Origin of the sequence: Collinsella sp. CLA-SR-H006 (assembly GCF_040097075.1) — a bacterium.
In the GTDB taxonomy this organism is placed as follows: domain Bacteria; phylum Actinomycetota; class Coriobacteriia; order Coriobacteriales; family Coriobacteriaceae; genus Collinsella.
Genome location: NZ_JBBNPD010000001.1, coordinates 288,773 through 311,936, shown reverse-complemented (window position 1 = coordinate 311,936; position 23,164 = coordinate 288,773). Strand labels below are relative to the sequence as shown.

23 protein-coding genes are annotated in these 23,164 nt (G+C 59.6%); 11 read left to right on the top strand and 12 right to left on the bottom strand.

Annotation, left to right across the window (positions count from 1 at the left end; all coding sequences use genetic code 11):
* Positions 1–44 precede the first annotated feature (44 nt).
* Together AAA069_RS01455 and AAA069_RS01450 are read right to left on the bottom strand one after the other, a co-directional pair.
* A complete protein-coding gene (locus tag AAA069_RS01455; RefSeq protein WP_349127369.1) occupies positions 45–2,048 on the bottom strand; it encodes a translation factor GTPase family protein in 2,004 nt (667 codons plus the stop codon).
* Positions 2,049–2,353: 305 nt separating this feature from the next.
* Positions 2,354–2,842: an N-acetyltransferase gene (locus AAA069_RS01450; protein WP_349127368.1), complete on the bottom strand. Its 489-nt coding sequence runs from the start codon at positions 2,840–2,842 to the stop codon at positions 2,354–2,356.
* Between the two features lie 77 nt (positions 2,843–2,919).
* Between AAA069_RS01450 and AAA069_RS01445 the strand changes: the two genes are divergently transcribed.
* On the top strand, positions 2,920–3,216 hold the full coding sequence (locus AAA069_RS01445) for a hypothetical protein (RefSeq protein WP_006234539.1): 297 nt from the start codon (positions 2,920–2,922) through the stop codon (positions 3,214–3,216).
* 37 nt (positions 3,217–3,253) lie between these two features.
* On the opposite strand, the gene AAA069_RS01440 is transcribed toward AAA069_RS01445, so the two are convergent.
* Positions 3,254–3,958 (bottom strand): class I SAM-dependent methyltransferase, encoded by a 705-nt coding sequence (locus AAA069_RS01440; protein ID WP_349127367.1) that lies wholly within the window; start codon positions 3,956–3,958, stop codon positions 3,254–3,256.
* 440 nt (positions 3,959–4,398) lie between these two features.
* Here AAA069_RS01440 and AAA069_RS01435 point away from each other — a divergent pair, with 440 nt between their 5' ends.
* The gene (locus AAA069_RS01435) at positions 4,399–4,800 is read left to right on the top strand and encodes a hypothetical protein (protein ID WP_055286664.1); all 402 of its coding nucleotides are present in this window, start codon (positions 4,399–4,401) and stop codon (positions 4,798–4,800) included.
* 131 nt (positions 4,801–4,931) lie between these two features.
* Here the strand turns inward: AAA069_RS01435 and AAA069_RS01430 are convergent, their stop codons facing one another.
* Entirely contained in the window at positions 4,932–5,747 is an 816-nt protein-coding gene (locus tag AAA069_RS01430) for a putative RNA methyltransferase (RefSeq protein ID WP_349127366.1), read from the bottom strand.
* A gap of 216 nt (positions 5,748–5,963) precedes the next feature.
* Between AAA069_RS01430 and AAA069_RS01425 the strand changes: the two genes are divergently transcribed.
* Positions 5,964–7,346: an MATE family efflux transporter gene (locus tag AAA069_RS01425; RefSeq protein WP_349127365.1), complete on the top strand. Its 1,383-nt coding sequence runs from the start codon at positions 5,964–5,966 to the stop codon at positions 7,344–7,346.
* Positions 7,347–7,373: 27 nt separating this feature from the next.
* Here AAA069_RS01425 and AAA069_RS01420 read toward each other — a convergent pair whose 3' ends face one another.
* Positions 7,374–8,240: a LysR family transcriptional regulator gene (locus AAA069_RS01420; protein ID WP_349127364.1), complete on the bottom strand. Its 867-nt coding sequence runs from the start codon at positions 8,238–8,240 to the stop codon at positions 7,374–7,376.
* A 158-nt stretch (positions 8,241–8,398) separates the two neighbouring features.
* On the opposite strand from AAA069_RS01420, the gene AAA069_RS01415 reads away from it, so the two are divergent.
* Together AAA069_RS01415 and AAA069_RS01410 are read left to right on the top strand one after the other, a co-directional pair.
* The gene (locus AAA069_RS01415; RefSeq protein WP_349127363.1) at positions 8,399–9,301 is read left to right on the top strand and encodes a DMT family transporter; all 903 of its coding nucleotides are present in this window, start codon (positions 8,399–8,401) and stop codon (positions 9,299–9,301) included.
* 87 nt (positions 9,302–9,388) lie between these two features.
* The gene (locus tag AAA069_RS01410; RefSeq protein ID WP_349127362.1) at positions 9,389–10,114 is read left to right on the top strand and encodes a uracil-DNA glycosylase; all 726 of its coding nucleotides are present in this window, start codon (positions 9,389–9,391) and stop codon (positions 10,112–10,114) included.
* A gap of 54 nt (positions 10,115–10,168) precedes the next feature.
* Here the strand turns inward: AAA069_RS01410 and AAA069_RS01405 are convergent, their stop codons facing one another.
* The 3 genes from AAA069_RS01405 to AAA069_RS01395 all read right to left on the bottom strand — a co-directional run bounded on the left by AAA069_RS01405 (position 10,169) and on the right by AAA069_RS01395 (position 13,351).
* Positions 10,169–10,849 (bottom strand): SDR family oxidoreductase, encoded by a 681-nt coding sequence (locus AAA069_RS01405; protein ID WP_349127361.1) that lies wholly within the window; start codon positions 10,847–10,849, stop codon positions 10,169–10,171.
* 9 nt (positions 10,850–10,858) lie between these two features.
* Positions 10,859–11,581: a VUT family protein gene (locus AAA069_RS01400; RefSeq protein WP_022093974.1), complete on the bottom strand. Its 723-nt coding sequence runs from the start codon at positions 11,579–11,581 to the stop codon at positions 10,859–10,861.
* Positions 11,582–11,737: 156 nt separating this feature from the next.
* The gene (locus AAA069_RS01395; protein WP_055286676.1) at positions 11,738–13,351 is read right to left on the bottom strand and encodes a peptide chain release factor 3; all 1,614 of its coding nucleotides are present in this window, start codon (positions 13,349–13,351) and stop codon (positions 11,738–11,740) included.
* 217 nt (positions 13,352–13,568) lie between these two features.
* Between AAA069_RS01395 and AAA069_RS01390 the strand changes: the two genes are divergently transcribed.
* The 5 genes from AAA069_RS01390 to AAA069_RS01370 all read left to right on the top strand — a co-directional run bounded on the left by AAA069_RS01390 (position 13,569) and on the right by AAA069_RS01370 (position 16,874).
* Positions 13,569–13,949, top strand: coding sequence for a GntR family transcriptional regulator (locus AAA069_RS01390; RefSeq protein WP_117717016.1), 381 nt, complete (start codon positions 13,569–13,571; stop codon positions 13,947–13,949).
* Positions 13,950–13,972: 23 nt separating this feature from the next.
* Complete coding sequence (locus tag AAA069_RS01385; RefSeq protein WP_349127360.1) at positions 13,973–14,290, top strand: ATP-binding cassette domain-containing protein; 318 nt, start codon at positions 13,973–13,975, stop codon at positions 14,288–14,290.
* On the top strand, positions 14,242–14,853 hold the full coding sequence (locus AAA069_RS01380; RefSeq protein ID WP_349127359.1) for an ATP-binding cassette domain-containing protein: 612 nt from the start codon (positions 14,242–14,244) through the stop codon (positions 14,851–14,853). The genes AAA069_RS01385 and AAA069_RS01380 overlap by 49 nt, the downstream gene beginning before the upstream one ends.
* On the top strand, positions 14,850–15,548 hold the full coding sequence (locus AAA069_RS01375) for an ABC-2 transporter permease (protein ID WP_349127358.1): 699 nt from the start codon (positions 14,850–14,852) through the stop codon (positions 15,546–15,548). The genes AAA069_RS01380 and AAA069_RS01375 overlap by 4 nt, the downstream gene beginning before the upstream one ends.
* A 450-nt stretch (positions 15,549–15,998) precedes the next feature.
* Entirely contained in the window at positions 15,999–16,874 is an 876-nt protein-coding gene (locus AAA069_RS01370; protein WP_349127357.1) for an EamA family transporter, read from the top strand.
* A gap of 15 nt (positions 16,875–16,889) precedes the next feature.
* Here AAA069_RS01370 and AAA069_RS01365 read toward each other — a convergent pair whose 3' ends face one another.
* From AAA069_RS01365 to AAA069_RS01350, 4 genes are all read right to left on the bottom strand, one after another.
* Complete coding sequence (locus AAA069_RS01365) at positions 16,890–17,681, bottom strand: EFR1 family ferrodoxin (RefSeq protein WP_349127356.1); 792 nt, start codon at positions 17,679–17,681, stop codon at positions 16,890–16,892.
* 35 nt (positions 17,682–17,716) lie between these two features.
* Positions 17,717–19,021 carry a chloride channel protein gene (locus AAA069_RS01360; protein WP_349127355.1) on the bottom strand — a complete coding sequence of 435 codons (1,305 nt, stop codon included), beginning with the start codon at positions 19,019–19,021 and terminating at the stop codon, positions 17,717–17,719.
* 125 nt (positions 19,022–19,146) lie between these two features.
* On the bottom strand, positions 19,147–19,680 hold the full coding sequence (locus AAA069_RS01355; RefSeq protein ID WP_349127354.1) for a TIGR00730 family Rossman fold protein: 534 nt from the start codon (positions 19,678–19,680) through the stop codon (positions 19,147–19,149).
* A gap of 34 nt (positions 19,681–19,714) precedes the next feature.
* Positions 19,715–20,140 (bottom strand): potassium channel family protein, encoded by a 426-nt coding sequence (locus AAA069_RS01350; RefSeq protein ID WP_118259587.1) that lies wholly within the window; start codon positions 20,138–20,140, stop codon positions 19,715–19,717.
* A gap of 197 nt (positions 20,141–20,337) precedes the next feature.
* On the opposite strand from AAA069_RS01350, the gene AAA069_RS01345 reads away from it, so the two are divergent.
* On the top strand, positions 20,338–23,142 hold the full coding sequence (locus tag AAA069_RS01345) for a transporter substrate-binding domain-containing protein (RefSeq protein WP_349127353.1): 2,805 nt from the start codon (positions 20,338–20,340) through the stop codon (positions 23,140–23,142).
* The last annotated feature ends 22 nt before the right edge of the window (positions 23,143–23,164 follow it).

Here is a 23,164-nt window from a genome sequence, read left to right as displayed (position 1 = left end):
ACCGAGTTATACCAATAGCAAGTGACAAAGGAGCTATCCCTTTGTCACATGTGGCCGAAAAACTCGGCGTCTGCTGCTCGCCAGGGGCGAAAGGTGGCGGGATCGATCTTTACGTGCGCCGCGGCGGGTACGTCGTACCACTTGACGGTGTAGCCAGCGCCGTGAGAGCAAAAGACCGAGTCAGGCGTGTTGGGCAGATCGGCCTCGGGCTCGTAGGCGGCCGCCTCGATGACGCGCTCGGCATCATGGCAAGCCGCATAGCCGGCGAACTCTAGGTACAGATGCCCGCGACCGCTCGTGTAGGCGGCCACCTCCAGCGCGTAATCCTGCACCTCGGATGCCGGCACGCGACCCACAAGCTTCGCCCGGTCTCCCGCCATCGCCGGCGGCTCGTACTCAGCGCCCATGCGCGTGGCATCCGAGAGCGCCCGGCCCACGCACTCCCCCGGCACCTCGAGCTCAAAGTGGTACCACGGCTCCAACAGCACCGCCGCGCCAGCCTCACGCGCCTGCATGAGCCCCTGACGAATCGCGCGGTACGTGGCCTGGCGAAAATCGCCGCCCTCGGTATGTTTGGCATGCGCACGGCCGCCCGTGAGCGTAATGCGCACATCGGTGATGGGCGAGCCGGTCAGCACGCCCAGGTGATCGCGCTCCATGGCGTTGGTGAGTGCCAGACGCTGCCAGTTAAGATCGAGCTCGTCGGTCGAGGTCACGGTGCCAAACTGCACGCCCGAACCCGCCGGCAACGGCTCCAGACGCAGATGCACCTCGGCATAGTGGCGCAGTGGCTCAAAGTGGCCCACGCCCTCGACCGGCTGCGAAATAGTCTCCTTATAGAGGATGCCGCCGGGCTCAAACTCGACCGCAAGGCCAAAACGATCAGCCAACACCCGCTGCACGACTTCGAGTTGCACGGCGCCCATCAACTGCAAATGAATCTGCCCAAGATGCGTATTCCAGCTTACGCCGAGCATGGGATCCTCGTCCGCCAACTCAGTCAGTGCCTTGAACACCGTATGGACATCGTGCTCGTTCGGCAGCACCGTATAGGTGAGGACCGGCGCAATGACGGGCGCATCGCCCGCGGGCTCCGCGCCCAGGGCGTCCCCTGGGCGAACGTGCGCAAGACCCGTCACGGCGCAGATGCCGCCAGCGGCAACTTCCTGGGCAAGCTCGTATTTCTCGCCGTTATAGATGCGTACCTGATCGACCTTTTGCTCCCATGCCTCGGCACCGGAACGTCCATCAATCATCTGCTTGGCATGCAGCGTGCCGCCGGTCACTTTAACCCAAGCCAAGCGCTCACCGCGATCCCCACGGCTCACGCGGTAGACGCGCGCGGCAAACTCCGGGAGCCACGCCTGTTCGCGCATCAGCGCGCATATGCCATCCAGTAGCTCGTCCACGCCTTGGTCCTTGAGCGCCGAGCCGGCAAAGCAGGGAAAGAGCTTGCGCTCGACAACCATGCGTGACAGCGTTGCGACGGAAAGCTCACCCGCTTCAAGAAACTCCTCGAGCGCCGCCTCGTCCAACGCAGCAGCGTCTTCCTGAACGGCACCGCCCGTCAACAGTTCGTTGGCATTCAGGCAGCCCTCGGAAAGACGTTGCCCAAGCTGTGCCAGCAAAACATCGCGGCCGGGATTCTCCAAATCGATTTTGTTGATAAAGATGAACGTCGGGATGTCATAGCGCGCAAGCAGGCGCCACAGGGTTTCGGTGTGCCCCTGCACGCCATCGTTGGCACCCACAACCAAAATCGCGTAGTCGAGCGCGCGCAGCGTGCGCTCCGCCTCGGCCGAAAAATCGACGTGGCCGGGCGCATCCACGAGCATGACGTGGGTATCACCGTGGTCGAGCACGGCCTGCGACGAAAAAATCGTGATGCCACGCTCGCGCTCGATCGCGTTCGTGTCCAGATGCGAATCGCCATCGTCCACGCGGCCGCGCTTGCGAATGCGACCCGCGTTGAACAGCATGACCTCGGCCAACGTGGTCTTGCCGGCATCGACGTGCGCCACAATTCCAACGACCGCTTGCTTCGACATGGCTCTCCTCTTATTGCAAGCCCATCGCACGCGGCAACGGGCGTTCACGCTCCACACTGGATGATACAATTTACGGGCCGGCGGGCGAAGCGGGCCCTATCCCCCGACCGAGCTCATCGCCCCGCGTTGCCGCGCGGCGATTTTCGTAGGTTCGCGCCTTGCGAAAGCCGGCACCTCCCCTTTTTGTCTGCCCGGGTTCATCTGGGGCAGTAACAACGCGAGCCTCACAACAACGCGTTTTACCAAAAATGGCCCCGCTCGGGGCCATTTTCATTTCGGTGAAACGCTGGTATGTGACTCGGCCTTTATGCCTCGCGCAGCCAGTCAAACGCAACACGCGGCGTGCCGTCTGACACATACACGACGCCGGCACGCTCGAACCCCGCCTTAATACTCGCACCCTGCATGGGCAGGTTGTCCTGATGCGTGTCGATACGCAGGTGATCGGCACGCTCCTTGGCAAAGGCAAACATCGCGGCCGCGATACCGTGCGCGGTGCCGTCGGACGCCACACGGTGCAGCACGGCGTACGGAGTGTCGCTGCGCCATTGCCCGTCCTCTATTACGTCATAGCACTCGTCCGGGCCCGGTAAAAAGGCAAACGTCGCCACCACGCGACCGTCGACTTCGCACACATAGCTGCCACCAGCGGCAATATCGGCAGCCAGTTGCTCGGCAGAAGGCGTGCCCTCGGGCCACTGCGTGGCGTTGCCATGCGCGCGCATAAAGGCGCGGGCGGCGTCATAGATAGCCATGACAGCGGGAATGTCGGTATCGAGGGTTTTTCTGATCATCACGCGGCGGCCTCACGTTTATTGGTATCACTTTGATTGAGCAATCATACCAACGTTTGGAGAGGGGCGCGATGCAGATGGGGAGCAAAAAGCGAGCCGCCTGGTCAAAGGCCAAAAGCGAGTTTTTGGGCGCTGCCACCGGCGGCGATATGAGCGACCTGTTTGCGCGCGAAGACGAGCGCCGCGATGCCCTGAACGCCGAGCGCGATGAAGCCTGGCGCTACAAGTCGTGCGAACGCAAAAACCGTTACGACACGCGCGCCGAGGCCGAGGCCGTTATGGCCGACTGCGAAAACCGCGGGCGGCGCGGCTTAGCCTGCTACAAATGCGAATACTGCGGCGGCTGGCACCTGACGTCGCACCCTTGGAAATAGGCTCCCCATTGGCGCAATGCCGGCCATTGCGCACGGGCTACGGGCGCGGCGGCACCAAAACATCGTAACGAACGGCCTTGCCCGCAAGCTGATAGCTCGGCTTAACGCCAGCAAGCAGTGGCCCCCTCACCGGCCGCTTGATAACGACCTTGCGCGGGTGCACCGCAAGCGCAGCTTCGACCAGCGTCTCCTCATCGGCGCACGGCTGTTCCAGATGATGCAAGAGTTGGAACTTCTTTTTCACCGCCGCGCTCTTGGTGCGCCCGGGAAACATGGGGTCCAGATATACCACGTCGGGAGCGGTGAGCTCGCCCTGCCCGATCAGCTCAGCTGTATGGCGAAGGCTGGCAATGCTGTCCTCGCCCGCATGTAAGCGCATGCGGGCCACGGCTGTCGCAAGCGCCGGATCATCTGCCGCGCGATCCAGGGCATCCTTGAGGAGCGCCGCGATCACGCAATCCTGCTCATACAGATCGACGGTAAAACCCGCGGCCGCCAGCAGCAGCGAATCCTCGCCAAAGCCTGCCGTGGCGTCAATCGCCCATGGGCTCTCGATGCCTTTTGCGCGCGCAGCCTTTACCAGCAGCTCTTGCTGCAGACGGCCCTGCTTGAGCCGCGGAAGCATGCGAGTAAAATCGGCACGCAGTTCCATCGTGCCGTCGGTGAGCGTGAGGCCCTCGGACGTCCCGGTCAGCTCAAGCCCCGCGGCCCGAGCAATAGAAAAGGGATCGACGACGTCCATGGGTACTCCTTAACAAGCAAAACGAATACGTGAGCGCCGTTTATGTCGGCACCCAACCGTCCGCTATTGTCCCACATGCGACATGGCCCACAGCATCCCAATGCAAAGCACCGCCATCAATCCCGTGCACACGGCAGCGATCACAGAATCACCCATGCGCCTTCCCAACGACCGCGGCTCACGCACTTGCCCTGCTCCGTACATCATGGCTCCTCCTTGAGACCAACTCCTTGTTACGGCCTCATCATCTCAGCGCCGCACATGAGCTGCCATCGATTTGGCTTACGTCCAGCTTTCCTTTTTGAAAGGTTGGGTTGGGCCGCGCGGGCTCAAAGCGCTTTCAGGCGCATGCATCGCTGCGTTGAACTACAATGTGCTTCACCATATGTGCAGTACATTGGGTGCGCCAAGTTGGCGTACTCGTATCGAAAGGACCAGCCATGAGCTTCACTCGCAAGACTCTCAAAATCCTTGCTCTCATCTACTTTGTTTTGGGCATCGCCAGCCTCGTCACCGCCGGCGTCGGTATCGCCACGGGCGGTCTCGATTCCACGTACGGTTCGTACGCCACGCTCGCAGCGGTCGTGCTTATCGCCAAGGGTCTCGTCGACCTTGCCGCAGGCGTCGCCGGTATCAAGGGCGCCAACAAGCCTTCGCAGGTGGACGGCGCGTTTAAGCTCGGTATTGTTGCCGCGGTCGCCACGCTTGCCCAAGCGGTGCTCACGCTTCCCGCGTTTGGCGGCGACGCCATCAACTTTGGCGCCTTTGTCATCGTGGTGTACGACCTGTTCTTTGTTCAGCAGGCACACGCCGTTAAGGCCGAGAACAAGGACCGCCTGTAAGCGCCCGCTTCTCATAACCTCTGTTGCAGCCAAGCAACTAAAAAGGGCCGATCGCGCATCTCCGCGGTCGGCCCTTTACGTTTGCCCAGATAAAACCTGCCAAAATAAACCTGTCCCTTTTTGGCAGGTTGTTAGCTGCGGCGGTACTCGGCGATGATGAAGTCGATATCGGTCTGGAGCGTGTCCAGGTTTGCCAGGCGCTCTTTATCGGCAGGGCGCGTGCGGTAGTAGTACGGCGTCATCTGGAACACCGCCTCGATGTCTGCCTGGGTCTGGAGCGTAATGTTCGCAGACACCCGCTGCGTTCCGACTAACTCGAGCTCGGTGGTCTTCGGCAGCTTCTCATCGTTAAGGTACGGCGTGTCGTAGAGCACCTCCTTAAGCCCAAAGAGATGACGGGCGCCCGGCACGACGGTGTAGAGCGAGCCCTCGGGCGCCAGCACGCGGGCAAACTCGCGCTCGTTAAAGGGAGCAAAGAGTTCGGTCACCATATCGAAGGTGCCATCGGCCACGGGGATATCCTTCATGTTGGCCACGAAGTAGGTCGCATCGCCGCGCTTGGCGGCCAGGCGCACCATTTCTTTGCCCAAATCGAACCCGTAAGCGTTCACGCCCGGCACCGCGCCCATGGCGCTGGTGTAGTAGCCCTCGCCACAGCAAATATCGAGCAGCGTCATGGGGCCATTCGTAGACGCGGCGCGCCCAGACGTCTGCTTGCGCACCAGCTCGACCATCGCATCGCGCAACGGCGCATAGTAACCGCGGTTCAGAAAGTCGCGACGGCTGCGCGCCTGTGACTTGGGATCACCCATGGAGTCGCCGCTCTTGGACGAGCGCAGCAGATATAGATAGCCCTCGCGCGCACGGTCAAACCGGTGCCCACCCGCGCATACAGCACCGCGCTCATCGTCCACCAACGGCTCATGGCAAACGGGACACAACAACATGGCAACTCCTTAGCGCGAACAACACAACGCCCACCATTGTCGCACGCCTTCCCCGCCTAGTCATTGGGGACGTTCTTGGATGACTAGTTAGAAGAGATAAGGAGTGTCCCCAGCTGCCGACAGAAAAGGAACGTCCCTAAGTGCCGACTGGTTGCATTAGGAGTATCATCGTCTGCGCAAATAAGCACGAAATAGCATGTTAGAGATTGAGAGCGCATGGCTGACACCGTATCTAAGCACATTGACATGACCACCGGCTCGCTGTGGCGCAATATTCCCCTGTTCGCCTTCCCCGTGGCCGCCACGAGCATCTTGGAGCAGCTGTCGAACCTCATCGCCACGGTCATTATCGGTAACTTCTCGGGCGACCAGGGAACCCTCGCCATGGCGGCGGTCGGCTCCAATGTTCCGCTTACCAGTCTTATGCTCAATCTGTTTATTGGCATGTCGCTTGGCTCCAACGTGGTCATTGCCAACGCTATCGGCCGCAACGATCAGAACATGGTCAAACGCGCCGTCCATACCTCGATTTTAATGGCGCTCGTGGGCTTTGTCGTCATCGCTCTGGGCGAGATCTTTGCCGAGCCTATGCTCGCTGCACTCAACGTGCCTGCCGAGACCATGCCGCTCGCTTCGCTCTACCTGCGCGTCTTTTTGCTCAGCATGCCCTCAATCTTGCTCTACAACTTTGAGGCCGCGATCTTCCGCTCCGTCGGCATCACCCGTATGCCGCTGCAGGCGCTTGCCGTGTCCACCGTCCTCAACATTGGCCTGGACCTCATCTTTGTCCCCGTACTCCACTGGGGCGTCGCGGGCGTCGCCATCGCCACCGCTATCGCCTACACCGTCAGCGCCGCCACGCTCTTTATCCGTCTGCTCAAGACCGACTCCGTCGTCCGCGTCACCCCACGCGACTTGGCTATCGACCCCGTCGCCCTCAAGCGCATCATCAAGATCGGCCTGCCCGCCGGCATCCAAAGCGCTGTCTTTGCCGTCGCCAACATCATCATCCAGTCCGCCATCAACAGCCTGGGCACCGAGGTCATGGCAGCATCGAGCGCCGCCATGAGCCTGGAGTACGTGTGCTACAACCTGCTCAACAGCTTTAGCCAGGCGTGCACCACCTTTGTGGGACAAAATCACGGTGCTCGCCAGATCGACCGCTGCACCAAGACGCTCAAGGTCTGCCTGGTCGAAGGCGGTATCGTTGCACTCACCACGATCATCGTTATTGTCGGCCTGGGGCGCGAGATTTTGTCGCTCTTTAACAGCGACCCCAACATCGTCTCGATCGGCTATATCCGCGTATGTTCGATCTTCCCGGCGTACGCCTTTAGCATGTTCTACGAAAACATGTCCGGCTACCTGCGCGGCTTTGGCATCTCGCTCATGCCCGCCCTCATCACCATGATTTGCGTCTGCGGCATTCGCTTCTACTGGGTGTTCTGCGTGTTCCCGCACTTCCGCACCTTTGCGAACATCATGATGGTTTACCCCATCAGCCTGGGCACCACGGCGTTCTTTATGGTCGTGGCGGTGCTACTCTGCCACCCGGCACGCACCTATCGCGCCACCCAAGCCAAAGCGACAGCCCGCTAAACACCGCACTCAACGCCACACCAGCCATTAATTGACAACATGCGAGCTCATATAGTCGATAAAGCGCCTCGTGGCGATGGGCATGGTGTCCCAGCTGCGCCAGGCGGCCACCACGTCGCGCGAGGGGGCATGCACGATGGGACGTACGCGAATATCGGCCCGCATGCCCTCCACAGTACGGCGGTAGAGCATGCTCACGCCTAGGCCCTCCTCCACCATCGCCATGATGGTATAGTCGTCGGTCACCTCGCTCGTCACGTGCGGCGACAGCCCATGCGCCGCGAATGCATCGAGCACCAGGCTCTGTTCGCCCTCATCCAGCAACACAAACGGCTCGGACGCCAGATCGGCGAGCGTCACCTTTTCCTTTGCTGTCAGCGGATGCGCAGCCGGCAACAGTGCCACCAACTCGTCGTGATAGACCACACGCTTCTCGAGCCCCGCGGTAAACCCGCGTGCCGTAAAGCAAAAATCAACCACGCCATCGTGCACCCATTGAGCGTTGCGTGTGTAATCTCCCTGCTTGAGGGTAAAGTGCACCCCCGGGTGCAGGGCCCCAAAATCGCGGATCACGCGCGGCAGCACGGTACGACTCACGTTGGTAAACGTCGCAATGCGAATATCGGTCGACGAAAGCCCTAGCAGCTCCTGGCGCTTGCCCTCGAGCTCGGCCTCGGCAGTCATGATCTGGCGCAGGTACGGCAGATATTGTTTGCCGTCGCGCGTAAGCGAGACGCCCTGCTTGCCGCGCTCGATAAGCGTGGTACCTAGCTCGCGCTCGAGCGCCTTGACGGCCTGGCTCACCGCACTTTGCGTATAGCCCAGCTCGTCCGCTGCGCCTTTAAGGCTGCCGCGATCGACCACCATACAAACAATCTGATACCGCGATGCCATCGTGCCTCCACATCAATGCAGCCGTAAAACGTTTTGTCAGCGCTTTTCGCGCCTACTTTAGCATTTCTTAATCATACTGAAGATACATTCGCTTTACTACATCCACATCTGAGAGCAGAATCCTTTGTGCGAAACCGTTCTGTAACAAAAGGAGTCCCATGGATCGCAAAAAAGCAATCGCGCTCTCATTTTCCGTTCCCGTCGCATGGGGCTTTTCGTATCCCCTCATGAAGATCGGCATGGACAGCATGAACGCCACGAGCATCGTTGCGCTGCGCTGCATCATCGCCTTTGCGGCCTGTCTGCTGCTCTTCCACAAGCACGCGTTTCGCATCAACCGCGACCTTATGGTTCGCGCCGCCATCATCGGTGCCATCATGGCAACCGAGCTCACGTGCATGTGCCTGGGCTCCAGCCTCACCTCCGCCTCCACCGCCGGCTTTTTGCAGAGCCTGACAGTCGTAATCGTGCCGTTTGCCAACGCAGCCCTGCTGCGTCGCGCCCCCGAGCGCAAGGTGCTCGTCGGCACCGCCATCGTCACCTGCGGCATGCTGCTGCTCTCGGGCGCCGACTTTACCAGCCTGAATCCCGGCGCAATCATCATGCTGCTCTCGGCTTTTATCTATGCCAGCCACATTATCGTGGCCAAGCGCTTTGTCGAGGAAGTCGATCCGCTTGCTCTGGGCGTTTGGCAGCTGGGCTTCGGCGGCTTATTCTCGGGTATCGCCGCATTCACCTTTGGCGGTTTCACGCTTCCCGGCACGCCTAGCGAGATTGTCGTTGTCGTCGCGCTCGCACTCATCTGCTCTGCCTATGGCTTTATCACCCAAACGCTCGTGCAGCCCCACGTGCCTGCCGAGACCACCGGCTTCGCCTTCTCGCTCGAGCCGGTATGCTCCGCCGTCTTCTCGTTCTTCCTGGTCGGCGAGGTCCTCAGCCCCATCGCCTTCTTTGGCGCCGCCCTCATCCTCACCGGCGTCATGGTGGCAACCGTCGAACTTCCGCACCTTCGCGCACATGGACAGGCTCGCATGGCAGGAGCGCCCGAGCACGTCTCGTAGACCCCACTCTTCATACAGCCGTGGCATAAAGGTCTCCGGGCGCCTTTACAATAGATGCCAACAGAGCATCTGCCATAAAGGAGCCCCATGGACACCGCAACCCGCGACCTCAACATAGCAACTTGGTTGGGCAATGCGCCGCAGCCGGTACGTGACACTACGAACCAGCTGCTCGAGCGCATCGCCCTTTTGCGTGCCGAGCAGACTATCTACCCGGCACAAGACGACATCCTCAATGCCCTCGCCTTCACCCCGGCCGACCAGGTCAAAGTTGTCATCTTGGGTCAAGACCCCTATCACGAACCCAACCAGGCCATGGGACTGTCGTTCTCGGTCCCCGCAACGCAAACCAAGTTGCCGCCGAGCCTGCGCAACATCTATAAGGAACTCAAAGCCGATCTGGGTTGCCCCATTCCCGCCACGGGAGACCTAACCCCATGGGCACAGCAGGGCGTCCTGCTCCTCAACACCACGCTCACCGTGCGCGAGCATGCCGCCAACTCGCACGCCAAACTGGGCTGGAGCACGCTCACCGACTATGTTATCGAACGCTGCTGCCAGCTGCCCCAACCGGTAGTCTTTTTGGCATGGGGCCGCTTTGCCCAGCAGATGGTCGAAGGCAAGCTCGCCGCTACCGGCGCGGGCAAGGCAACCGGCAAGTTCTGCCTGGCCTCTACGCACCCCTCGCCGCTTTCGGCCAACCGTGCCACGGCAGAACTCCCCGCTTTTATGGGGTCGCGCCCCTTCTCTGCCGCCAATCGGCTACTCGAACAGCACGGCTCGACCCCCGTCAACTGGACTTGCCTCGGCTAAAAATCGATACATCAAAAACGCGCCCGACGACGATCTTGCCATCGGGCGCGTTTTCTACTCGGGCCAGACAAACTGGGTGCGGCCGGCCTCGCCGCCATCGATAAGCAGGCTCTGCCCGGTCATAAACCGGTTGGTCACGCCCACAAAGTAGATCCACTCGGCGATCTCTTGGGCAGTGGCCCAGCGCTTAAGCGGCGTGAGCTCCATAATCTGGCTCCACAGGTGTTCGTCTTCCATCACGCAACGGTTGAGCGGCGTGATAACGCCGCCCGGGTCCACACTGTTGGCGATGGCCTGCGGTGCCAGGCGGTTTGCAAGGTTCTTGGTGTAGGCGATAACGCCGCCCTTGCTGGCAGCATAGGCGGGAAACTCCGATCCCGTATGTCCGCTCGCCGACCCCACATTGACCACGGATTTGATAGCCGGCGCAGGCTTGGCGGCGAGCCCCTCCCCCACAAAGGCGTAGCGCTCGGTCACGCTGATGGTGCCATACAGGTTGGCGGCGATGTCGTCGGCCGAATCCTGCGTACCGGCAACGTTCACGATAACCTGAGGCTCAAGGTCGCTTGGAAACGAGTCCGGCTCGCGGACATCAACGATCAGATGGCGGTAGCGCTCGTGTTCGATCGCCGGCGACAGCAGGTCAAAGCCCACGACCTCGTGGCCCTCATCCAAAAAGCGCTGCACGCACGCGGCTCCGATACCGCCCGAAGCGCCCGTGATCAAAACCCGCATACTTGCTCCTTAGGCGGTTGCGTGGCGCTCGAGGTACTCGGAACCCACATTCTCGCGCTCCCAGCCGCGCACGACCTTGTAGCCCACGGGGCTCAGGAAGACCTCGCACAGCAGCTCAGCAACAGCGCCGGTCAGCGAGCACATGAGGACCTGCACCCAGGTCCAACCAAAGAACGTGTGGCTCACCACGATGGCAAAGACCAGGTTGTCGATAAACTGGCCAACACCCGTGGACACATAGGAACGGAAGGCAAAGCTCGCAAAGTTATTCTTCTTGAGCATACGGCCGAGCGACTGGTTGAGCGTGGAGTTAACCACGGCAGAAACGAGCATTGCCAGCGAAGAGCCCAGCACCACGTACCAGGTGCCGCCGATGGTGGCGTTAAGGGCGGTGTTGACCTCAATCATGCCCGTGTCGTAGTAGGCGCCCCACATGCCGGGCGTGAGCGAACATGCCCAAAAGCACAGGCTCACGGCCAGGTTGACCAGCAGCGCGAGGATAGAGATTTTGATGGATGCCTTGGCGCCAAAGCGCTTGCAGATCATGTCCTGGCACAAAAACGAAACCCAGCTCACCACAAAGCCACAGTCGAGCGCCAAATACGGCAGGCTGATGAGCTCCTTGTTGGCCAGCAGGTTCATCATGATGACGCTCACGAAAAACAGCGAAACCGTTGCCGCGGGAATGCTCCGCAACAGGACCTTGTAGTCCTCCATGACCTTCTTGATCATTATGTACTCCTTTGGTTTTAGGTTTAACGAGCAGGATATCGGACCCGAACTGCTCGGACGTCTCGGTCTTGAGACGACGGTGGGTATGATAGCCGCTCACACGGCATCAGGCAAGTAAATGGCGCGGCAGCCCCGCAGGATCACCGCGCCGATGCGTTAAAAGGCTACGTTGCCAAACTCCGACAGGATTAGGTCGGGGTTGTGGTCGGTTGCCCAATCCACGTTCCACGGGCTCGTGAACAGCAGCAGCTTACCGCCGCGCATATCCTCGACGCGCAGCGTGTCGCGCGTGAGCGAAAGGCCTGGGATATCGATGGTGTCGGGGTCATTCTGGATCCAGCGGATGTCCGTATAGGGCAGTGGCTGGCGACGAACCTCAACACGGTACTCGGCCTTGAGACGGCGCTCGAGCACCTCAAACTGCAGCACGCCGACCACGCCCACGATGACGCTCTCCATGCCGGCACCCAGCTCGCGGAAGATCTGGATGGCGCCCTCCTGGGCAAGCTCCTCCATGCCCTTGACGAACTGCTTGCGCTTGAGCGTGTCGACCTGCGTAATGCGAGCGAACATCTCGGGGGCAAACGTCGGGATCTGCGGATACTGCACGTGGCGCTTGCCGGAGCACACAGTGTCGCCGATGCTAAAGATACCCGGATCGAACAGGCCCACGATATCGCCCGCGTACGCCTCGTCCACGATGGCGCGGTCGTCGGCCATCATCGACGTGCCCGTGGCAAGCTTGAGCTTGCGGTTGCCCTGCACGTGGAAGGCGTCCATGCCGCGCTCGAACTTGCCCGAGCAAATGCGCACAAAGGCGATGCGGTCGCGGTGGTTCTTGTCCATGTTGGCCTGGATCTTAAACACGAAGCCGCTAAAGTCGTCGCGGCAGGGATCGACCGGTTCGCTGGTGAGCGTATCGGTATAGGCGCGCGGCGTCGGGGCCAGACGCAGGAACTCCTTGAGGAAGGGCTCCACGCCAAAGTTGGTAAGCGCCGAGCCAAAGAACGCCGGGCTCAGCTTGCCGCAGGCCACAGCATCCAAGTCGAGCTCGTCGCCGGCGCCATCGAGCAGCTCGATGTCGTCCATCAGGTTCTTATGGTTCTCTTCGCCAATAAGCTCGTCCATGGAGGGGTCGCCCAGCTCGGCCTCGACCTCGGCGACCTTCTTGGTGGCGTTGGCGTGACCGTCGCCCTCAAAGGCGATAACGCGACGCGTCTGACGATCGAACACGCCACGGAAATTGCGGCCGCTGCCGATCGGCCAATTCATAGGATACGTATTGATTCCCAGGACATTCTCGATCTCTTCCATGAGCTCGAACGGATCGCGAGCCTCGTGGTCGAGCTTGTTCACAAAGGTAAAGATGGGAATGTGACGCAGCGTGCAGACCTTAAAGAGCTTTTTGGTCTGGGCCTCGACGCCCTTAGCGCCGTCGATGACCATGACTGCGGCGTCGGCGGCCATAAGCGTACGGTAGGTATCCTCCGAGAAGTCCTGGTGGCCGGGGGTATCGAGGATGTTGACGCAGGCGCCGTTATAGGTGAACTGCAGCACCGAGGAGGTGACGGAAATACCGCGCTCCTTCTCGATGTCCATCCAGTCCGAGACGGCATGCTTGGCCGAGCTCTTGCCCTTGACCGAGCCGGCGGTCTGGATACTGCCGGTATAGAGCAGCAGCTTCTCGGTAAGCGTGGTCTTACCGGCGTCCGGGTGGCTGATGATCGCGAATGTGCGGCGCGACGAGATTTCATCCGACAGGCTTGCCATGCGGATCCTTTCTTGCGTTCTATATGCATTACGTCGATGTAACTGCCCTATTGTAGCTGTGAAACCTCGCCATAGGGCACCTATCAGGACAAATTCATCAGTTGGGGTCTGGGTAGCCGGCTTAATCCGAATTTTTCTCTTGCGTAACTGTGCATAGTGTATATATACTGTGCTTACCGGTTATATACACGTGTAGCCCAACAGCTAAGGAGCCGCTGTGGACATTATCCTATCCAATTCGAGCGACAAGCCCATCTACGAGCAGATATCCTCGCAGGTCAAAGCTCAAATCCTTTCGGGCACGCTCGCCGCGGGAGCCAAACTCCCCAGCATCCGCGCACTCGCGAGCGACCTGGGCGTGAGCGTCATCACCACCAAGCGCGCCTACGCCGATCTGGAGCAGCTCGGGTTTATCTGTACCGTGCAGGGCAAGGGCTGTTTTGTCGCCGAGGGCAACCAGGAGCTCTTGCGCGAAAACCAGCTCTGCCATATCGAAGAGCTACTTGCGAAAGCGGCAAGCCAAGCCGAAACCCTGGGCGTCACGCGCGACAAACTGCACGAAATGCTCGACCTGGTGGCCCCCGAAACCATGCAGTAGCCATCTGCAAGAAAGGCTATACCATGCAAAACTTGCTTGAACTCAAAGGCATCTCACGCGCTGTAAGCGACCGCTTTTCGCTGCGCGACGTCACGCTTGCCGTGGAGCCTGGCCAGATCGTCGGCTTTGTTGGTGCCAACGGTGCTGGCAAAACAACGACGATTCGAGCCGCGCTCGGGCTTATAAAGCTCGATGCCGGCGAAGTGCACCTGTTTGGGCAGCGCTGTGGCGCCGACGCGCCCGATGAGACACAGCGCTGCCTGCGCTCCCGCGTCGGTCTCGTCCTGGACACATGCCCCTTCCCTTCAACGCTCAAGGTGGCCAGATCGAGGCACTCGTAGGTCAGGCGTACCCCACGTGGGACCGCAAAACGTTCGCCGGATTCATCGACCGATTTGGCCTCGATCCCAAGACAAAGGTCAAGAACCTCTCCCGCGGCATGGGCATGAAACTGCAGCTTGCCTGTGCACTCAGCCATAATGCCAAGCTACTCCTTTTGGACGAAGCCACCGCGGGTCTCGATCCCATGGCGCGCGAGGAACTGCTCGATGAGCTGCTTGCTTTTGTCGCCGACGGCCAGCACAGCGTGCTGCTCTCGAGCCACATTACGTCCGACCTCGATCGCACCGCTGATCGCGTCATCTGCATCGATAATGGCTCGATTGTGTTTGACCTGCCGCGCGAGGACATTACCGACCGAGCCGGCATCGCCCACTGCACCCAAGCGCAGGCCGCCGAGCTTATAGCTTGCGTCGAAGGCGCCCGTGCCGCCCACCACGCCTATAGCGTGGACGTGCTCGTGCCCAACCGTCGCGAAATGCTCGAGGCCTTTCCCGAGATTCCCTGCGATCGGGCAACCATTGATGACTATCTTCGCCTCATGCTGAAAGGGGCTTCAAAATGAAACGCGCCTTTATGTCCGAGCTCGCCATCGTTCGCACGCTCATCCCGAGCATCGCGGGTGTCGGCCTGTTCATATTCGTCGTATTGACCCTTGCCAACGCGTCGGATGGCGATTCCGGCATGAGCGCCGGCGCCTGCGCGGTCAGCGCCATGTCGCCCATCATGGTCATGAGCTCGCTGGCCGGCTTCGACAATCAAAACGGATGGGAGCGTTATCGGGCAACGCTGCCCTTCTCGCGCAAAGACATCATCTGCGCACGCTACCTGTGCATCGTTGCCTTCTCGGCAATGATGGCCTGTGCCGCCGTGCTTTTGAACATTGTCGCCCTTCCGTTCTTGGACCACACGGGTATCTCGTCGACGGGACAGACCGTCTTTGAGATCGCAATCGCCTCCGCCGCATCGATGCTCATCTCCCTCATGATGGTGTTTTTGGCACAGCCGCTGTTCTTTCGCTTTGGACACGTGGAGGCGCTGCGCCTATCCGTTGGCCTGTTTGCCCTGCTCTGGTGCCTTGCCATTGCCACGTTGAGTTCCTCCAACCCCATCAGCAACTGGCTCATGTCGATTGCCGGGGCGAATCCCGATCCCACCGTCCTTGGCTGTCTGTGTGCAGGAACTGCAATACTGGCGCTCGCACTATGTGTAATCAGCTGCGCTGTCAGCACCAAGGTTTATCGAGCACGCGATCTGTAATCGACGGCTAAAAAAGCTTAGGTGGTACCCCGCTTATTTTTTCAATGTAACGAGGCGGCATAGCGTCACCACCGCCCTTCACAGCAGGCCGTCTAGTTCTTGGCAACCAAAAAGACACCGTCAGCATATCGAAGGTGAATACTTTTCCGAGAAGTGAACGAGTAAAAACAGTGCCCTGTAGCATCGACATTTTTAAGGACTCAATTCCTGCGGTTTTTGTCTAAGAATCCTGCAGTTTTGTTCGAAAAAAGTGTGCATGTTCCAGGGGTCCAGATTTACTCGTTCACTTCGCGGAAAACCATTCACCTTCGATTCGAGCCTTAACCAAATACCCTCTCGAACTATGGCCCCTGTCTCACCACAGCGATATCAAAGCTTCATGGCGGGACGGTATCATCGGACGAGCGCCGTAAATCTGGCGCGGTTGTTCTTTGGGGAGGCATTTCACCCGTGTCGTGGGTCGCAGCAGCATTTGTGTCGGCTTTCTTTGCCGGCATCACATCTGTCCTGGCCAAATGCGGCATCAAGCAGACCGACTCCGATGTCGCGACGGCCATTCGCACCTGCGTGGTGCTCGTTTTCGCCTGGGCAATGGCGGGCATTTCTGGATCCATTGGAACCATCGGCAGCATCGAACCCAGATCTTGGCTCTTTCTCGTCCTCTCGGGACTCGCTACCGGCGCTTCGTGGATCTGTTACTTTAAGGCGTTGGGCATCGGAGACGTCAATAAGGTCGTACCGGTCGACAAGATGAGCACCGTACTCGCCGCACTGATCGCCATCGTACTTTTTGGCGAGACGAGCAACCTTGCGGTTAAGCTCGTGGGAACCGCTGTCATCACCCTCGGCACGTTTTTAATGATCGAGAAGAAGCAGTCTGCCGGACCCGAGCAGCAGCAAGACCGGACCTGGCTCGCTTACGCCCTCGGCGCCGCCGTGTTCGCGGCGCTCACGTCCATCCTTGCCAAGGTTGGCATCGAAGGCGTCGAGTCAAACCTGGCCACGGCAATCCGCACCTGCGTGGTACTGGTTATGGCATGGGCGATCGTGGCAGCCAAGGGAAAACTGGATCAGGTCGCGCACGCTGACCGGCGCGAACTCACATTTCTCGCAACATCGGGCATCGCGACCGGAGCATCGTGGCTGCTCTATTACTACGCCATCGCCACAGGCCAGGTGAGCGTCGTGGTGCAGATCGACAAACTATCGATTGTCGTATCAGTACTATTTGCGCGCCTGATATTCAACGAAAAACTCTCACGACGCAGCGTCATCGGTCTCGCCCTCATCGTACTGGGCACCGCCGCGCTCGCAGTTTGGAAGTAGCGCGGCCAGCAGCCGCTACATCCTCACACCTGGCTTGGGATGCCTGTACTGACCGTGGGATGCCGTGCGCTTACCGTGCGAGATGGCAAATTTGGGACAACAGTGCAGGCAACGAAGGCAGGCTGCGCACTCCGGCTTTGTCCAGACGGGAAGGCCGTCGCGCATCTCAATCGCCGCCATGGGGCAGCGCTTGGCACACAGGCCGCAGCCGATGCAGCGATCGGCATCGACGGCAAACTTGCTCGTCTGTTGCATGCGCGGCAGCCCAATTGCGTGATACGCGCACGATGCAAACAGAGGCACGCGATGGCGCATCATGTTGCCCGTGCGGCGTGCCCGCACCGCCTCGATCACGGCATCAATCTGCGCCTCGGCAGCTCTATTGATACCCTCAACCTTTTGAGGGTCAGACAGGTCGAAAACAGGCGTCCAGGTATCGGGCATCTTGACGCTCATCGCCGCATCTAACTCGAGCCCACGCTCGTGTAGCAGATCGCGGGCAAACTTGCCCGATTGCCCGGTCGTCGAACCATATGTCGAGACATAGAACGTATACGGGCGCTCGCCGCCCTTTGCGCCGGCAGCAATCGACTGGTCGGCAGTCTTTAAAAACTCGATCATCGGCGTCGGCAAGCCACAGGCATACACCGGGGCGACAAACCCCAGCTGGCAGGGACTTTCCGTCACAGCAAGGTGAAAGGCCTCGGCATCAAAACGCTCAATCGACATAACTTTGTCGTCTGTCGCCGCCGCGATGCGACGCGCCACATGATCGCTGTTTCCCGTCGCGCTAAAGTACAGAATCATCTCGCGCCTCTGAAATTGACTCGTGAAAAACCGCGCTACTTGCGCAGCGGCTTGGGCAGCGGGATACCGGCGGCGATGACAGCCGCAATGATCATGCAGACGATACCCTTGAGTGGGAAGCACATGAGCAGCAGGCCCACGACCATGACCGGCTGGCGCATGACCGCACCCATCGTCGATGCCGTGCAGACGGCGACGCAAAAGACCGGATCGGCGCCGGTGAGGATGGCAAGGCCGTAGCCCAGGCTCACGCCCGAGAAGATAACCGGGAAGAAGTGGCCGCCACGCCAACCAAGGTTGATGAGGGCGGGCGTCAGCATGGCCTTAACAAGACCGGTCGCAATAAGCACGCCAGCGGGAATGGTCAGGTAGGTTTCCATGAGCACGTCGGCCTGGGTCTCACCGGCAAACATGGTGTAGGGCAGAACCGTGCCACAGATGGCGAGTGCCAGACCGGCTAGCATGGCCTTGACGACAGGACGCTCCCCTATTGCATGGGACAGTGCCTCGCTCGCATGCTCAGAGACAAAGTACAGCCATCCGCAAACGGTGCCGACCAACGCCAGCGGAATGAGCCAGACAAGTTCCAGGTTGCCCACCACGGCAGCCTCGAACCTCGGCATGCCCATGCCGCCGCCCACAAGCTGGCCGAGCAGCAGGTAGGTGCCCAGACCGCCGGCAATCGCAATGCCGTAGACCACCGTCTTTTGCGCCTTGGGCAGCTTGATGGTGATCTCGCCGGACGCGGACTCATCGTCGGCGTCTTCGCCCTGGCCGTCAGTACTTCCGGCAAGCGGTGCCACAAAGCCAAAGACGGGCGCGGTAAAGAGCGCCGTCAGGGCAGCCTGGGTACCCAGCAGCGTGAGCTCCCTAAACTCGGCGCCAAAACGACGCATGCGGTCGCCGGCCCAGCTGCACAGGCCCGCGATGACGCCGGTCAGACCGGCTTCCGGTCCAATACTTCCGCCAAACAGCAACGGCAGCAGCGCCGCAATCGACAGCTTGCCCAGATTGTCGTACGGGTAGCGACCGTCTTGCTTAACCTTAGCCATCACCTGGTTGAGGTCATCGGTCTTGGTGCCTGTCATCTTTTCGTACAGACCGATTAACAGGCCGCCCAGCAGGCAGACAAAAAACGGGTATGGCAGAAAGCCAAACGGTCCGCTGGCAAGCTCGGGCGAAGCGACGCCCAGCGCGTGCGGAATCTCGGTCCATAGATAGTCGATACCGTGCTCCATCGCAAAAAAGAACAGCCAGACTGCGGCACCCGCGAGTGCACCGGTCACGGCAACGCTGACCAAAAACAGCGCTCGGTTCGTGGGTTTGGCAAGGTTATCCATCGGGTCCTCCCGCGGTTAAAGTCGACATAGATACGTTTTATTGTAGAGCGAGCGTTACCCGAACGAGCCAACCACCTGCGCCGCAAACGGCACCATTGGGAGCCATAGTGGGGCAGGCTCAAGACTTATCCGTTGATAATCGAGGCAATCTCGCGCAAATCGTCGGCAAAGTAGATGCCGTGCTGGCGCTTCAGGCTCGAAAGCCCCTTATCAATCATGTGCCCGAGCAGCGCCTTGAGGTCGTTGTAGTAACCGTTCAGGTTGTACAAAATGCACGGCGCATCGAGATGCCCCAACGACACCGCGGACATGACCTCGGCAATCTCCTCGAGCGTGCCCGTCCCACCGGGAAAGGCGATGAACGCATCGCCGAGCTCAATCATCTTGGCCTTGCGCTCGGCCATATCACTCGTCACGATAAGGTCGTCGATACCGTCATGCTGAAACTCGGCCTCGATAAAAAAGCTCGGCTCAACACCCGTCACATGTCCACCTGCCTCGAGCACGCTATCGGCGAGCGCACCCATCAGGCCCGACTTTGACCCGCCGTATACCAGCGCGTGTCCGTTGGCGCCAATCCAGTTGCCCAGCTCCTGCACCGCGGGCAGAAACGCCGGGTCATTGCCAGTGTTGGCACCCAGGTACACGGTGATGTTCATATTTGTCTCCCTGTTGTGGCGCACGACGTTCGTCTTAGCGCTGACGTCGACGATACTCGCGCACGCGACGCGAAAGATCGGCAAGCTCGTCGCGATCGAGCTCTTCCAAATGCTCCAGATCATCCATAAAGCGCGCCATGGTGTCCTTTTGGCGCATCTTGATAAGCGTATTGCAGTAGTTCACCGCCACGCCCGTGAGCATGGCGATGTAGAAGATGCTGATAACGCTCAAGACGACGGTAATGGCGCGGGCAACCGGTGTTTCGGCCGGAATGTCGCCAAAGCCGATGGTCGAGACCGTCTCAAAGCTAAACCACAGGCCATCGCCAAACGTGAGGGTCGTGGGCTCGGACAGCCAGACGGCCGTCGAGCACAGCAGGTAGAAAACGAGGAACAGCTCCGTAATGCGCACGAAGCCCGCCTGGCGCAACACGTCAGCAAGCGTCCTGAGCTTTTTCATCGCGACCCTTTCCACGGACAACCAATCACGTTCGCTCGGTATTGTCCCACAACCGTCAGTTAGGGACGTTCCTTTTGTGCCGGCAGAAAGGGACTGTCCCCAACTGCCGGGCGGAACCGTTTAGCGGTGCCGCTGCCGGCTGGGCAGGCTGAGCTGGTATCCTTATGCGGTAATGTCTCGATTCGTTAGGATTGCATGTGAGAGCTGCCACTGTCCTTCGTTCAGTTATATGTCGCACCCTGGCCGCCGCGCTTACCGCGCTCGCCGTACTGAGCGCCGTCGCGCCCGCCCCTGTCTTTGCCGCCGACTCCGATCAGCAGGTCAAAACGGTCCGCGTCGGCTGGCTCGTCAACAACGAGGGCTTCCAGGACGGCACCCCCGGCGAGCGTCTCTCGGGATGGGGTTACGAGTACCTCCAGACTCTGTCGTACTACACGCCCGGCTGGCGGTACGAATACGTCTCAGGCACCTTCACCGAGCTTATGGACATGCTCGAGGCGGGCGAGATCGACCTCATGCCCAACATCTCCTACTCCGAGGAACGCGCCCAAAAGCTGCTCTTTTCCTCGAACCCCGAGGGCACCGAGCGCTACTTCATCTACGCCAAGCCCGATCGCGACGATCTGGCCAAGGGTGACCCCCGAGCGCTCCAAGGCCTTACCATCGGCTGCAACCCCGGCGTTATGCAAACCTTCGTTGGCCAGCAGTGGCTCGCCAACGAAGGCATTACCTGCACCTATAAAGAAATCGACACTGGCGGTGCCCTCTTTGACGCGCTCGCAAACAACGAGGTCGATGCCATCATCATGAACGACACGACCTCGTCGCCCAGCGCCTCCCCCATGTTCTACATTGGTTCGAGCGACTACTTTTTTGCCGTCCCCAAAAGCCGCCCCGACCTGATGGACGACATCAATGCCGCCATGTCGGCAATCGCCCGCGTCAACCCACGCTATATCGACGAAGTCAAATCTAACTACTCGGCCCAAAACAGCGGTTCATCATCGCTCAACGGCCCCGAACGTTCCTGGCTCAAAGCAAATGACAACGCCATCACGCTCGGCTACATTACGGGCAAACTCCCCTACTGCAACGAAGACGAAGACGGCAAAATGGAAGGCTCGCTCGCATCGCTTGCGACGACGCTGCACGATAAATTTGGCATTACGGTCAAAACCGTCCCCTTTGATAGCTACAAGATGATGTCAAAGGCCCTGTCAAAGGGAAGCATAGACGTTGCGCTGCCGGTATACCGAGATTACTGGTTTGCCGAGCAAACAGGCGTTGCGCAGTCGGTATCGTTGGGGACCATATCCCTCACCGCCATCCACACCGGCAGCGACCTGAACAAAGACCTTCAGAACATCGCCTGTACCAAATCATCGTTTGTCAACAAAAATGCACTTGAAAATCTGTTCCCCACAGCGACCGTGACCGAATACCAATCCGACAATGAAGTGTTCGACGCTCTCAGGAAGGGAACGGCGCGCTGCATCCTCGCTCCCAGTTCACGTGTAAAAACTATCGGCGACCGTCATGATCTCAAGGACTACGAGACGGTCGAGCTCCCTGACACCTGTGAGCTCTCGTGCTGGATTTCGCGCGGAAAGCCCGAGCTGCTGGGAATCATCAACAAGGGCATCATCAATGCCGGAGAATCGCTCTCCGCAAGCAATTACTCCTCCACGTCGTACACGACCCAGGAATCAGACACGCTTCAATTCCTTTTTCGCAACCGCACCGCCATTGCCGCTACCCTCATCGGTATGTTGTCGGTCGGCATCGTCCTGCTCATCTGGGCGCTCGTGCGCGCTCGAACCGAGCGCAAAAAAGCCGACGCTGCCAACGCCGCTAAGACGGCATTCCTCACGCGCATGAGCCACGACATCCGTACGCCGCTCAACGGTATCCTGGGCCTTATCGAGATCGAGGAATTGAAGGAAGGCGATATCAAGGTCGCCCGCGAGAGCCGTGCCAAGGCGCGCGTTGCCGCCAATCACCTGCTCTCGCTGATCAACGACATCCTCGAGATGGGCAAAATCGAAGACCGCAAGCTAACACTGGAGCATGCGCCTTTTAACCTCAAAGAGCTCTGTGACAATACGCTGGTTCTGTGCAAGCTCCGCGCGTCCAGTAACGGCATCACCATGCAGGACAATAGTCTGCCGTACGCCACGGGGCCATACATGATCGGCAGTCCCACCCATATCCGACAGATCATGATCAACCTGTTAGACAACAGCATTAAGTACAACAAGCACGGCGGCTCCGTCACCTTTAGTTCAAAGACCAAGCCACTCGATAACGGGCGCGCGCTCTTTTGCTTTAGCGTTTCGGATACCGGCATTGGCATGACTCCCAAGTTTTTAAAGCATATCTATGAGCCGTTTGCCCAAGAAGGTGACGATGCGCGCAGCAAGTTCCAAGGAACCGGCATGGGCATGCCAATCGTCAAGTCGCTTATTGAACTGATGGGCGGCACGATTGAGATTTCGAGTGAGGTTGGCGTGGGGAGTACGTTCAACGTCCAGATTCCGCTCGATATCGACAAAGACCCTCAGGCAAGAGAACGCGCGGACGAGCAAGCAGACAGCTGCTCGCTTGCCGGCATGAACGTTCTTTTGGCAGAAGATAACGAGCTCAATGCCGAGATTGCCCAGGCGCTGCTCGAAAGCGAAGGCATTGTCGTAACTCGCGCCGCCGATGGCAACGAAGCGGTCGACCTATACGTTGGCCGTCCCGCCGGCAGCTTCGATGCCATTCTGATGGACATTATGATGCCGGACATGGACGGCTATGAGGCAACCCGCGCGATTCGCCTGAGCGAGAAGGTCGATGCAGCCGACATTCCCATCATCGCGCTCACCGCCAATGCCTTTGCCGAGGACGCCAAGGCGGCACACGACGCCGGCATGAACGCCCATCTGTCCAAACCGCTGGATTTTAACAAGCTCAAAAACATACTCGCCCGCATCAAGAAAAACGGCTCCGTTTCGCTATAGTTTGTGCTCAACAACCATACGC